This is a genomic window from Candidatus Merdisoma sp. JLR.KK011, assembly GCF_036941125.1.
Lineage (GTDB): Bacteria > Bacillota > Clostridia > Lachnospirales > Lachnospiraceae > Laedolimicola.
Window position 1 is genome coordinate 2,413,268 of sequence record NZ_JAYWSZ010000003.1, and the last position, 13,917, is coordinate 2,427,184.

Below are 13,917 nucleotides of genomic sequence, written 5' to 3' on the forward strand. Positions count from 1 at the left end.
AAATACTTTTTAAAATGTCTGAGAACCGCCCTTTAACTTAAATCTTCCCACAAGGCTCTTCATAAGCTGCGACTGGCTGGACAGTTCTTCGCTTGCGGCCGCGCTTTCTTCCGCAGTCGCAGAATTCGTCTGCACGACGCTTGAGATCTGGTCAATTCCCATTGTAATCTGAGAGATAGCTTCGGCCTGATTGCTGCTGGCTTCAGAAATGTTTCCGATAATGCCTGTCATCTCGTTTACGGCATTTACTGCCTGAAGCAGGGACTGGGCCGTCTCTCCGGCAATCTGTGTCCCGTTTTCTACTGCCTTTAGTGAATTTTCAATCAAAACAGAGGTGTTATTCGAGGCCTCCGCACTTTTGCTTGCCAGATTGCGGACTTCATCAGCCACCACGGCAAACCCTTTTCCAGCAGTACCTGCCCGGGCGGCTTCCACCGCAGCGTTAAGGGCAAGAATGTTGGTCTGGAAAGCGATGTCTTCAATGGTCTTAATGATCTTGCCGATTTCACTGGAGCAGCTGCTGATATCGCCCATCGCCTGTATCATCTGCTGCATCTTATCATTGCTCATATTCATTTCCGAGCTGACGCTGCCTGCCATTGCATTGGCCTGCCGTGCATTGTCTGCATTCTCATTCACCTTATCAGAGATTTCGCTGATCGAAGCGGCCAGTTCCTGCACGGAGCTTGCCTGCTCAGTCGCTCCCTGGGAAAGCGCCTGGGCTCCATTCGATACCTGCTCGGATCCGCTTGCAACCTGAGAGGAGCTTTGGCTGATCTGCAGCATCGTGTCGTTGAGCTTCTTTGCAATGCCCCGGAAAGAAATAAGCAGCGGATAAAAGCCTCCTGTATATTCTTCCTCACAGACAGAGTCCACCGTAAAATCCCCGGCTGCCATTTTAGCCAGAAATTTATTCTCATCGTCAATAATCACCTGGAGCTTGCGGATTAATCTGCGTACCTGCTCTGCAAGAACTCCCAGCTCATCCTTAGAGGTATAGGCAATCTCTACATCCAAATCACCCTTTGCCATTTTGACAGCGGCATCCTCAATTTCGGAAATGGGAAGCTTAATCAGGCGTACAATCACAAATGAGAAGAAGACGCCCACAAGGATTATCGCAATAACAATTGCCGTCATAAGACCGTTGGAAGTTATGTAAATGGAAGCGCTTTCTTTTGCTGCGGCATCACTGCCCTCTGTATTGTAGGCCACAATTTCCTGAAAGGCGCTGTTTAAAGAATTGTAAAGGTCTACGCATTCCCCTTCCAGGAGCGCCCGGGCATCCTCTATGCGGCCCTGCTGGGCTAAGGCAATTATTTCTTCATCTGCTTCCCTGTACTGGGTCCAGAGGTTCATTGCATTATTATAGAAACCAGTTTCCTCCTCATCAATTAACTCCTTGTATGCGGCTAAGAGCGCATCCATATTTCCTTTTTCCTTCTCAAGATACTGAAGGCTGGATGCCTCTACCTCATCAGAAACTGCCGTGAGATATCCTAATTCATTGAGACGGATGTTCGAAAGCGTATTGGTCAGTTCCCTTGCCGTATCGATACTGGGAAGCCAGCTTGTTGAAATATCATTTGTCATGTCGTTCATCCGTCCCATAAGAAAAAACGACATACCGCTGATAATAAACATGCCAATCAGCGCAACTCCTATGAGGACATAAAGCTTGAATCTGATTCTCAAATTACGTAAGTAGTTAATCATGTCTCCATTCTCCTTTGATATTCTGCTGCTTGTAACTGCTAATTGCGGAAAATAATCGCTATTTTCTACTTATTTTCCCCACAGCGTTTTTTAATATATCGGCATGTTTTTTCTGTTTGATAAGTAAAACGGAAAATCTCCTTCCTTCATTTCATTGGAAATTCCTTCTGCAATTCTCTGTGCCAAACTTTCCTGATAATCGTCATCCAGCAGCTTTTGACTCTCAGAATAATTTGAGAGAAATCCCATTTCTACCAAAACAGCGGGCATTTGCGTGTTTCGCAAAACATAATAACCCTCTGTTTTTGCGTACCTCGTTTCAATATCCTCACTTAGCGAAACTGCGTTGATGATACTTTCTGCATATCCTTTGCTTTCTGTCGCATTTGAATTGTTGTAATAACATTCCAAACCAGCTATCTGGGCACCCTTCTCATAATAATTGCAATGAAGACTGATAAAAAAATCTGCATTGGAGGCATTTGCAACGGAAGTACGCTCTGCAAGGCTCATATTTTCATCGGAGCTTCTGGTCAGAATAACTTCTATATTGTCATTCTCCAGAATAGCTTTCAGCTTCAGCGCAACCGAAAGGTTAATATCCTTTTCTACTGCCTTGCCGCTGACAGTACCTCCGTCACTTCCTCCATGCCCTGCATCCACGACAACACAAAACCCCGGGGCATTATTCTCTGCTGAAGCAACAGGAACAACATCGCTGCCTGCGTTTCTACCTGTGTATATATCCGTGTATTTATTTACCTTTTCATCTTCCTTTGTAAATCTCTCGTATATGTAAAGACATCCGCAAGCCATAAGTATCATCATTATAATTGGTATCAGTATGACGATTGCCCTCAGCAGATACGCAATCATAAGCCGCTTCATCTTTCTCTTTCTGAGTTTTTTCCTCTTTTGGTATTGTTTCCTGTTCATTGCCGCATTTGTTCCTCAATCTGGAATAAGTCAACACCCCCGCGGAAATCAATGGCTTTTTGGTAAAGCGATTTCCTCACCACTTTCTTTTGATAACACATAAATATTTTCTGTATCACAGGTAACAGACATTGCAGGTATATGACTGATCAATTCCTTGTTATTCCCGTCCTTGCCGCAGGAATACAAGTCTCCGCCGTCCGTTCTGGAAATATAATAGATTGACTGCTCATCCATGCAGAAATCATATGCAGCTATATTTTCATAAGTGTAAGTTTCATTACCGGAAACGTCATATCTTGTTAAAACCCCCTGTTCATTTTTGTAAAAGATGCTTTCCCCATCGAATGAAATATTTCCGTTTACAGGAATGTCGAGCTTTACAGTTTTTCCGGTATACCGGTTTACTTTTGTTATGCCGTCATTGCCAATGAAAAACAGGTTATCGTCATTCAGGAAAAAAGCGTGGTGAAAATCCAGGAACTTCCATTTATCCCCCGTTTCATAGTCAATGCCCAAAAGAGAACGCCCGGAATTCGTCATCTGCTCAAAGATTGTTTTTTCCTCAAAGGTATTCAGATTCAGCTCTACAACCGACACTTTCGTTATATTGCTGTTATAGTTTCCCACCCGGTTGACATAGCTTTCCATAACCGATGTGGTGTAATACAGATATGGCGGACACACATAAAACGCACATATTTCTTCTTCATCAGAAAATACCCCAAACATAGGAGAACGTGCTAAAGGATATGTTTCCCCCGTGGAAATATTTTTGAGAGAATAATCAAAATCCCCTGCATCTTGTATGATTTCATATCCCATACAGTCATACCCTGCCGATGAATTATAGACAACGCTTCCCGTTTTTCCACGGCCTGAACATCCCGTCACTGCCAATGCCAGGCCAAACATGACAACGAAAGCCGCCCCACGCTTCTTTTGCCCTGATTTCATCAGCCATCTGTTAGAATTGCGCCGTAAAATCCAGACAACGGCCAAAGTACACAAAAGCACAGATACAAAGAGCAAGGTCAACAGCGTAACCGTACCAATCTCCGCAAAAACAATTTTCTCATCACCCGTCAGGGCATCGCTCATAACAATATCCCCTGCAAAAAAATCTGTTCCAAGCAGAAACGGCAGCGGCAGCGGCAGACGGTAAATGCCGGTTTTTGATAAGCCTATATAGGGAATCATCACGGACACCGCACCACTCAGCAGGGTGACCGCATATTTTTTTGCTAAAACGGAAATAAACATCAGGAGTATCGCAAGAAACACACTGCCAAACATCCGGAGCAGCCCTATTGATACATATCCCTCCAGCAGCGACATATCCTTGCTGCTGTCTGCAAAGTAACGAATACTCTGAATCGGATAATCCCCATCCGGCAGTCCGTATTTGAACCTGTAAAATCCGTATTCAATAAGCGAAATGCAAAGCGACAGGAAAAGAACGGCCGTGGTAATAATGAGCAGCTTATACAGAGCGCTTTTTCGCCCCTCCCTTGCAGTCAGGATCAGGGTGTCCATCTGGCAGCTGTACTCAGAACAGAAAACAGGCGTAACAATCAGCAAAATGCCAAGGAAGAGAATGAAATTAAGCGTACCTTTGCCAAGAAGCCCCATCCATCCGTTTGTCCGGAGAAAACAGCGGTTCCCCGCATTTTCGCAGATATAGAGATATTGCTGATAGATAACCTCAAATCCATTTTGACGCTCCAGAACCTTCTCTATTTCCCGGCTCTCTTTTTTATATTCACTTTCACTGATCTTCCCGTCATAGTAGTTCTCCAAAAGGCTGTTCTGCCTCTCCTTCGCTTTTGCAATCCGCTCCGCCTCCTGCTCCAGATAAAGGGAAGATTCCTCGGTGCAGTATCCGTTTACCTTTTCCAGATACCAGTCATATTCATTTTTATACTGCTCCATCGCTATGTCTACAGGGTTGTCGGACAAGGCAAGCCAGACCGTGCCAAAAAGCAGGACAAGGGCAATATAGAACAGCCCCCTTTGCCAGAGCATAATCTTTTTTACTTCGTACATAAATCCAGACATTTTATCCTCCAATTAAAGTCCCGTAATATCCCTCCCTGTACACCTTTTCCTAAATCAATTTCCAGCCACAAAGTGCATGTGTCTGAAAATCGATTTGTGCACAGTGCGGGATATTACTGATTCCGGCAATAAGAGTTCCTTTTAGAAAGCATCATCATTGCCGTTATGGAAACCACCCCTGCGGATATGGCAAAAATAATTGCTGCCTGGAAGCTCTGTACCGGATATCCTGCAAAATCAATAAACTCGGTCTTGCCAAATAGTATGCGGTTAGCAAGCAGCGAATATGGGTTTATAATCTTGAGCCAGGTATTACTGAAACAGCTCTGCGACGCACCTGTAATAATAAAACACAGGGCTGCTCCGAAATCAGCGACAAACGGAACAAGGACACTGTGCCCAAACAAGGAAATCAATAGAAACACCATGCTCATCGTCCATACGCCCACTGCCTTTGTCACTGCGGACAGAATCGCATATTGCCATAAATTACAGTTTACCGCAGCCGTGCTGAAATTGCTGACAGCATACAGCGGAAGATTTCCTCCTTCCGCCGTTCCGAAGAAATACACAAAGCCAATATAATCCACAACAGAAAACCATATGGCCACACTGATTACAAACAAAGAAGCCGCAGTAATTTTAGCAAATGTGGTCTTTTTACCGCCGCCCGGATTTGTCAGCAGCAGCATATCCATCTGTGTTTCCTTTTCGCAGACAAAGGTACTGACAACCCCGTACAGACAAAGAAATAAAACCAATATGACCGAAAAATCATAGTTCAGATAATAGTTATACATCTCCTCATAGGCAAAGTCTTTTATGCTCCGCCCTGAATAAAGGTGATAGATCACACTGTTTTTACGTACTTCTACAGTCTGCCCCCGTTCTTTGTAAACAGCGGCATTTTCCTTTGCCCTCTCTGCCACTTGAAGGGCATAAGTCTGATAATGATAGAAATATTCCATAGGCTCCACATAGTATTTTTCCAAGATATTCCGGTCACTGTATATATTCCCCGTCATCATATCCGGATTGTCTTTGGCTGTGCTTGCTGTCATATCAGCCGTAGCGTCTGCTAACGGCTGATATATGGAAAGAAGATGATTGATTTTTTCAGCAGTGATCTCCCCTCTGTAATCCTCATAAAGCTGCCAATACACGCTGTTCCAGCTGCGGCTGTCATTTCCGTCCGCCAGGTAGGAATACGAGTGGAATTCGCTGTTTATTTTGAACAGGTTTATTACACTGAACAATAGGAATACAACAAGTATTGACCGCTTGCAGAATAATTTGTAAAATTCATATTTGATTAAGCGTGTCATATGATCTCTCCCTTAACTCATTGCCCGCGGAAGTAATACAGAAATACATCTTCCAGATTAGGGGAAACCTTTACTGCGTCTGAAGCAGGCAGCATATCGCTTACGATTCTTACCAAAAAGCGTTCCCCCTGCTGTTTCATATTGCTGACATAATATTCGCTTCCAAGTCTGGCGGCGTCTTCCCCGTTTACTGTCACCTCCCACACTTTCCCATAGATATTCTGTTCTAATGTGTCGGTAGTTCCCTGGGTTATTAAGGAGCCTTCCTTTAAGATCATAATCTCCTTTGCGATACACTCCACATCGGAAACGATATGGGTGGCCAGCAAAACTGTCCGTCCCTGTGCGAATTTTGAGATCAGGTTGCGGAAACGGATACGTTCACTGGGATCAAGCCCTGCTGTCGGCTCATCCAAAATAAGAATTTCAGGATCGCCCAGCATCGCCTGGACAATGCCGACCCTCTGCCGCATACCGCCGGAAAGAGCGCCAATCTTTTTCTCTTTCGCATCTGAAAGATTGACAATGCTAAGAAGCTCCAAAGCTCGTTTTTTCCCCTGTTCGTCAGGGATTCCTTTCAGTGCGCACATATACAGCAGAAAATCCATTACAGTAAAATCCCGGTAGAAGACAGGATATTGCGGCATATATCCGATTTTTGACAGGAAGTCCTTACCCAAAGTTCCTGCATCCTGTCCGTCAATCAAAACCGTTCCGCCATCGCTTCCCAAAATACCCACAAGTATATTGATCAGTGTCGTCTTTCCCGCACCGTTAGCGCCCAAAAGCCCATAGACACCCTCCGTAAGTTCCGTAGTGAAATCCTTCAGGGCATACTTGCCCTTATACTGCTTTGAAACATTTCGTAATGATATTTTCATAGGGAATCACCCCGCAAAGCCAAAGGTTGTTATCAAGGTGCTTACCTCGTCAATACCCCGTCCAAGCACAACGATACAGGTGCCGGATTCATCCAAAATCAAAATCTGTGGAACACGCAGGAAATAGGTACTGTTGCTGTCCTGAACGGTTTTCGTATGGATACGTTTTCCCGATGCCGTATCATAAATGTTGATTGTAACACTGCTTTCCTCCAAAATAGCAGCAGCCACATATTTTCCCTGCCCGGAGCAGTAAACACCGTCTTTTCCCTCACTGCGGCTTGAGAACGACATCGTATTTTCCGTATTGGATATGGTATCAAGCATCAGCAGGGTTCCATTATTTTCGTCAAAGCTCTGGGGCATAATAAGCAGGTTTCCGCCCTTTTGCACTTCTTCCGTATCTACCTTGTAATCCCCCTTTTTGGTAATCGTGAGCTTTGCGCTGTCTGTGGATACTGTACCATAAACACTGACCCCATCCCCGCCAATGGAGGTATCTGCAGCCATGCCTACATAGACTAAAGTGTTGTCCCCCGTAAAGGTAAGGCTGTCCATGGCTGCAATCTGCATATTACCTGCCGTGCCTTCTTCGGAATAGTTCAGAATGGTACGAACCTTCCGGGAAGAAACATCATAAAGGTAAAGCCCCTGAAGTCCGCCGAAAGCAACCTGTTTTCCGTCCTGTGAAATAGCTATCCCTGTGATCTGCGGGATAAAATCGTCACTTAATAATCCGCTAAAGGAAATGGTATCCTGAATAGCAAAGTCCTTATTCAGTATGTATCCATTGATTCCGTCGCTGTCTGATGCAGCAAATGAACCGTTGCTGTCTCCGCCGCCAGCCTTTCCCTGGCCCACAACAAAGTAGCCGTCTGTAAAGGTCTGTACGCATAAGTCTCCCATGGAAATATCCGCACTTGCGATTGTTTCGCTTTTCCCCGTATCGTAAAGATAAAGCTGATCCGCCGCAACGATAATCCGGCTTCCATCGGCATAATAGCAGCCTCTGACCTTTCCTGAAAAAGCGGAATCCTTGACCCCGCCGACCGCCATCATATTTTTATCCGTACCGTTATCCTGTTGATCAATCACGTTCATTTCGCTGCTTTCATTTCCGGTATTTTCCGATGAATCATCTTCTACGGATTGCGGCTCCATGTTTATGGCTCCATTTTCAGAGCTGTTCCCATTCTCCTGTCTATCCCCGCAGGCCGACAGAGGAAGCGCCAAAGCAAGCATAAGTATCATACACATCCATTTTGTTTTCATTTTAGTCCTCCTTGTATAATAAAATTGAACTGGTTTTACTTGTAACTGAATTTCCGTCCGCTGCGACGGCTGTCGCATAAAAAGTATTGAAACCATCCAGCTTAGCGGTATCTATGGTTGCTTCAATAATCCACACATTTCCTTTGCTTAATGTGACATCACGGGAAACCGCTCCCTCAAAAGATATGGGCTTATGGTTTAAGAAAAATGATATGCCATATCTTGCGCCTGGCGTTCCACAAAGGGTGTAGCGCACGGTAAGCGTATCTTTCCCGGTAAGGTTGATATTGTCATACACCACCTCGCCGTCATAGACAAGCGTCCAATAGACACTGTTATCCAGGGTATCCATCGTAACGCCATTCCATCCTGCTCTCACAAGCTCATTCTCAATAAAAGAGGAAGTGACTTTTTCCTCTGAAATGCTGACATCACGAAAAGCAGTTATACTTTCTCCATTGATTCTGTCATTTTCCGGAGCATCCCCATTAAAATGCAGTTTCAGCACTCTTTCGAAACTCTGATGATACCAGCCATAGCTTGAGGTTTCTTTCATATCAGGCTGGAAATCGGGCCTGGTGACACTCACGACCGTCATATTCAGGGTATCGCCTTTTTTCCCTGTGTCCGGTGTGAACACAAAGGAAAATTTCTCTTCGTGCTTTTCTGATGTCCGGAAGCAGTGGAGATACTCATATTCCGCTCCTGTGTCGTTCACCTTGTAGGCTTGCGGCTTTCCGTCCAAAAAAAGCAGGAAGCCAATGCTGTCCAATTTTCCTTCTGACACAAACTGATAGTCCAGGACAAATTCTCCGCCATGATACTCATAAGGCAAAACACTCTGGTCATCGGCTCTGGCAGGATCCGCTTCCCCATGACTGAGAAACCCTAAATCTCCGTCCTCCTGCGCCCCGGCGAATGGGTCTTCTTCTATAGTTTGCGGCGGGGCATTCTCGTCCGCAATGTTATACCCTTCGGGTCCCTCTGAATTCATGCCCTTACGGGCGGTCGGACAGCTTTCGCTGTCCGATAAAGTATAATTTCCGCAGGCCGCCACACAAAAGGGCAAAACAAGAATCATAGCTAATGATAAGAATCGCTTTCGCATCGTCTATCCTCCTAGTTGTTTTAGATTCGGATTCTATTATCTAAATACCATTATAAAAACCAAAAGTCAAAATGTGGTCAAGTAATAGAAAAAAGTTTACGGAGAAACAGCTTAGTTCTTTACATAAAGAGAGCCAACAAACTGTAATTTCTCACAAGTCTGTTGGCTCTGCAACTGTATGTGCGGTATTGATACTGGGGATGACTTTTTCCCCTGCAATAACAGTGCAATATCTCTCACTAATAACATATTGCTATGTATTGAGGACTCTCCGTCCTCAGAAGTTTCTTCCTTTTCCTCTTTGATATAGACAGTCGGATGATTTTTTCTGCCCTCCACCGCCATATCAATCTGCTGCGGTTCCATAGCACTCAAATTCATAAACCACGCAAAACGGTTATTTCCCTGTGGAATGATCCTCGCTACAAATTTATCAACAATACTATCAGCCACTTTGGGACCGGAAAAATCAACCACCTCATTCAGTGTTGCTTTTATTTTCTCCCAATTCAAACCGTCCTCCGGTGTAGTCTCTAACGCAAGGCTCTGTTCTTCCAATTCCAGTTCATATCCCTCAAGTTCTTCTTCCAGCTTTTTCCGCCTGCTTCGATATTCCTCAGTAGTAATGTCCCCCTCCGTTCTTAAATCAATCAGGTTATCAATCTTATTTTTGATTTTCAAAATCTTCTTTTGAGTAGTGATTGATTCTGTCTTTTTATCCATATTTGCCTGATAACATTTCTTTAAAATTATGCAGGCTTCCTGAATCGCCTCGCTCCTGTCCTGCCAGATTTCCTCCATGATCCTTTTACACATAACCTCTAATTTCCAATCGGCTACCATCTGCATATCACAAAATCCAGTGTCATCTAGTCCCTGTTCCCTGCGCTTCTTTGCAGAACCATTATTAAGCTGGTTATAGCATTGATAACCATATGACCAGTCTTTATTCTTATTTTTATGCCAGCGATTTTTCCGAAACGATGCCCCACAAGCACATTGTAACTTTCTATTCCACTTATCATGGCTTTCTTTTTTCGCAATCGTAACTGCTTCTTCTCCAAACGGTGTCTTGCGCTTCATTGGTATACTTAATTCTTTACGCCTGCGCTTTCGAATTGCTTCACATTTATGCCAGTCTTCTTCAGAAACAATCGGTTCGAAATCAGCTTTGACATACATATAAGTATCACTGTTATGATTATTTACCCGCTTCTGCTCCAAATAGTTATTACTGAAAGACTTTCCATACGCCATATATCCCATATATGTGGGATTACTCAAAACTCTGCCGACATTAGAGGATGTCCATTTGATTTGACCGGAAGCAGCGACACGCCGTCTTCGGCAAAGTTCATTGGCAATCTTGGTAGCACCAATCCCTTCATTCAGATACATATTAAAAATCATGCGGACTGTTTCTGCCTGTTCCTCATTTATTACATACTTATCGCCAACACGGTCGTATCCTAAAATATTTCCTGTTCCATAAATCACACCATTGTTACGGCTAATATGTTGTCCGGCTTTTACCCGCTCGGACACCTTTCGACTTTCCTCCTGTGCCAGTGTAGCCATAATCGTCAATCTCAGTTCTCCATCTCCATCCATAGTCCATATATTATCTTCGACAAAATAGACCTCAACGCCAATATTTTTTAATTCCCTCGTTGTCACAAGCGTATCAACTGTATTCCGTGCAAACCGACAAACCTCACGGGTAACAATCAAATCGAATTTTCCGGCTCTTGCATCTTCAAGCATTTTAAGAAAAGCAGGACGTTTTTTTGCCTGAGTTCCGGTTATACCTTCGTCGATATACTTGTCCAGCACATTCCAATTTGGATGGAATTTGGACTGATCGTCGTACCATTGTATCTGATTTTCCAGTGCTGAAAGCTGTGCCTCATGTTCCGTGGACACCCGTCCATAAAACACCATGTTTCTTTTTCTGTTTTTGTCCTTAAAAGTATTGAATGGCGTCTGCAATGCCATATCAAATGCAAAATGGTTATTACTCATAATCATGCACCTCCTGTTAATACTAAAATTCTATCTGAAATCAGGCTACTTGTGAAATGTGCGAATTACTTCCATTACATTGTGACTTTTGATACTGCAATGTATTCTTATAAGTAGTTTCATTCACTAAACCTTTTTCAAAAAGAATTTCTATCAGCACCATTACTGCATATTCTTTATTTAACCTCATTTCCTACCTCCATATATAGAATCAGCGTCAAGTCTTATCTGCCGTTAATGATTTCTTCTTATTAAATAGTCATACCCCTGCCTGACATTGCAGAACATACAAGTTTCTTTCAAGTTCTGATTTTTGTCTGCCCTTTGGATAAAATACTCCCTAGATTCAAAAAATGGCTTTGCACATACCGGGCAAAGGCACATCAATATCGGTTTATCCAATTTTCTCATCCCTGTACTGGAACATAATGCTTTCTCAACCTTTAACATCTGCTGCTTGTCCAATGATTCCACATAATCATCCAAACGCTTTTTATCAATGGTTCTCAACTGCTCCAGCAACACGACGGAATCCTTTTCTAATCCTTCAATTCCTTTTAATGGCACATGAGTAGGCATCTTATGCTTCGGTCTGCTTGTAATTGCGGCGACAATTACAGTCGGGCTATGCTTATTCCCTCTATTATTCTGAATCACCAATACCGGACGGTATCCTCCCTGCTCACTTCCAACAATGGGATTTAAATCTGCATGGTAAATATCTCCACGTTTGATTTCTCTTTTTTCCATAATAAGATTCTCCTCCATAATTTTTTACTTTCTAAATTCAATTCTCTTTTTCTGTTTCAGGGCAAAAAATATTTTGAAAATTAAAATTTACGCAAATACACCTTACCTGTCGAAAAATAAAATTCTCCTGCATTTCAGGTATGTATCAGCCGAACACAAGAACATAGTTTTTTGATTATTCTTCAGAATATTTTCATGCTTGTGTCCGGCTACCATTTTTAGCCTTATAAGCCTATTTGTCCTCGACACCCCGGCGTTCACCTCCGCTTATGCTGAAATGCTCTGCGGCTGGCATAGGGAAATTACCATGTGGCTGGTTGCGGATCAGCTCCACGGGAATCACACCCCTCCGGGGATCGCCCGGAGCCGCCCTCATTAGTTGCGGCGTTTTCACACCCAAAAGGCGCTCACGCTCGACTTGTGACTGGACGGGAGTATCATTATGCCTGCTGTCTGTTATCGCCTTATCGGTAGCAATCCGATAGTTATAGCCGGATAGTTGTCGCTCACCGCATGGGATAAGACAGCCGCAAACCATTTTTCTAATAAGTGGGATTTCGCTGCCCTCACCCCATGTAGATCATGGCGTATCCGCTAATGTTGCTTACGCTCATCACGATAACAACAGGAAGGTACATGGTAAATGATTATGGAATTGTCAAAGTGCAATTCTGTCCTCCCAAAGCAGGAAAACAGATGAGCCGGGGTTTTGATTTCTTCCCCTCTCATCTGTTTCCTCATTTAGAAGCAAAAACCCAAAAGTGCTTTTTTAAATTTTTTCCAAAATTTTTCTTAGCCTCCGTATCGCCCCATGCACACTGTATTCTGCCGCCCGTATGGAACAGCTTTCTTTTTTGCAATCTCTGCATAAGTAAGACCGTCATAGTAATGCATAAGCAGCCTTGTCCTCTGTTTTTCCGGTAACTGGCGGATTGCGCTATGTAATTTCTCCATTTGTAATCTCTCTAAGATAGTTTTTTCAAAGTCCTCCGGTTTCCTGAATACCCTCCGGCTTAAGGTGGGTTCCCATATCTCCGACTGTTCGATATGTCTGTCCCACACATTGAGATATGACAAGTCCTCCAGTTCAAACGTATCAAAGGCATAGAAAATCTGCTCACTGATCTCAAATTCATGCAACGCTCCCTGCCCATCTTTAAAGGAAATGTAATAATGCCCGTCTAATTCCCATATCCTATAGGGATTGTATTTATCTTTTCTTCTTTTAGGGTGTCTTCCTTCCATGCTGTTTCCTCCAATCTGAAATTTTTAAAAATTCCAGATTGGACGGCGGTGAACGCCCCGCATGAAGCAACCAATAACCTAAAGGAGCTGCCGTCAGCAGCTCCTCTCGGATACTTTGACAACTCAAAACAGTCCCCCGGACTGTTTTATCGCATACTTGGCAACAAAAAGAGCATATCCGTTTTCTCTTGGATACACCCTTTTGTATGTTCCCGTATGATAATGTAATTTTTTTACAGAATTTTAGAAATTTTGTCGAATAAAAAAATGCCATAATCTCCTGAAAGACTATGGCACTTATGTATTGCTTATTTTTTCTCGGCGGACACTGCCCTGTACTGTATTGAATAACATTTTCTCCTTTGTCGGGAGAAATGTATTGTTACAGAACTAACCCCTAATCCAACGATATTTCCCCCCATATTTTATCAAATCTGTGCATAGGTCAGAACACGTCCTCCATTCACTGTTAATAGGCAAAGCAGATTTTATTCTTTTGCTATGTTGCCATCTGCTTTCATCTGCGGTATTTTCATAATTGCTTTCTTCTCATTCGTATTCAAAAAATCGGGAAGATCAATGAGAATCCTGCGGTAAATATTCA

11 protein-coding genes are annotated in these 13,917 nt (G+C 43.4%); all 11 read right to left on the bottom strand.

From position 1 onward, the window contains the following. Nucleotides 1-9: 9 nt before the first annotated feature. The 11 genes from VV089_RS12890 to VV089_RS12940 all read right to left on the bottom strand — a co-directional run bounded on the left by VV089_RS12890 (nucleotide 10) and on the right by VV089_RS12940 (nucleotide 13,313). Nucleotides 10-1,716, bottom strand: coding sequence for a methyl-accepting chemotaxis protein (locus tag VV089_RS12890; protein ID WP_172544284.1), 1,707 nt, complete (start codon nucleotides 1,714-1,716; stop codon nucleotides 10-12). Nucleotides 1,717-1,806: 90 nt separating this feature from the next. Continuing rightward, nucleotides 1,807-2,652: an N-acetylmuramoyl-L-alanine amidase gene (locus VV089_RS12895; RefSeq protein WP_334336125.1), complete on the bottom strand. Its 846-nt coding sequence runs from the start codon at nucleotides 2,650-2,652 to the stop codon at nucleotides 1,807-1,809. 48 nt (nucleotides 2,653-2,700) lie between these two features. Next, nucleotides 2,701-4,710, bottom strand: a complete 2,010-nt coding sequence (locus VV089_RS12900; RefSeq protein WP_334336126.1) for a DUF5050 domain-containing protein — start codon at nucleotides 4,708-4,710, stop codon at nucleotides 2,701-2,703. Between the two features lie 113 nt (nucleotides 4,711-4,823). Next, nucleotides 4,824-6,035: an ABC transporter permease gene (locus VV089_RS12905; RefSeq protein WP_334336127.1), complete on the bottom strand. Its 1,212-nt coding sequence runs from the start codon at nucleotides 6,033-6,035 to the stop codon at nucleotides 4,824-4,826. A 17-nt stretch (nucleotides 6,036-6,052) separates the two neighbouring features. Continuing rightward, on the bottom strand, nucleotides 6,053-6,916 hold the full coding sequence (locus VV089_RS12910; RefSeq protein WP_172544281.1) for an ABC transporter ATP-binding protein: 864 nt from the start codon (nucleotides 6,914-6,916) through the stop codon (nucleotides 6,053-6,055). A gap of 6 nt (nucleotides 6,917-6,922) precedes the next feature. After that, nucleotides 6,923-8,188, bottom strand: a complete 1,266-nt coding sequence (locus VV089_RS12915; protein ID WP_334336128.1) for a hypothetical protein — start codon at nucleotides 8,186-8,188, stop codon at nucleotides 6,923-6,925. Between the two features lies 1 nt (nucleotide 8,189). Continuing rightward, nucleotides 8,190-9,296: a hypothetical protein gene (locus VV089_RS12920; protein WP_334336129.1), complete on the bottom strand. Its 1,107-nt coding sequence runs from the start codon at nucleotides 9,294-9,296 to the stop codon at nucleotides 8,190-8,192. Between the two features lie 111 nt (nucleotides 9,297-9,407). Beyond that, on the bottom strand, nucleotides 9,408-11,318 hold the full coding sequence (locus VV089_RS12925; protein ID WP_334336130.1) for a recombinase family protein: 1,911 nt from the start codon (nucleotides 11,316-11,318) through the stop codon (nucleotides 9,408-9,410). 40 nt (nucleotides 11,319-11,358) lie between these two features. Next, entirely contained in the window at nucleotides 11,359-11,508 is a 150-nt protein-coding gene (locus VV089_RS12930) for a hypothetical protein (RefSeq protein WP_334336131.1), read from the bottom strand. 44 nt (nucleotides 11,509-11,552) lie between these two features. Beyond that, on the bottom strand, nucleotides 11,553-12,068 hold the full coding sequence (locus tag VV089_RS12935) for a type II toxin-antitoxin system PemK/MazF family toxin (protein WP_334336132.1): 516 nt from the start codon (nucleotides 12,066-12,068) through the stop codon (nucleotides 11,553-11,555). Between the two features lie 792 nt (nucleotides 12,069-12,860). Beyond that, entirely contained in the window at nucleotides 12,861-13,313 is a 453-nt protein-coding gene (locus VV089_RS12940; protein ID WP_334336133.1) for an RNA polymerase sigma factor, read from the bottom strand. Nucleotides 13,314-13,917: the final 604 nt, after the last annotated feature.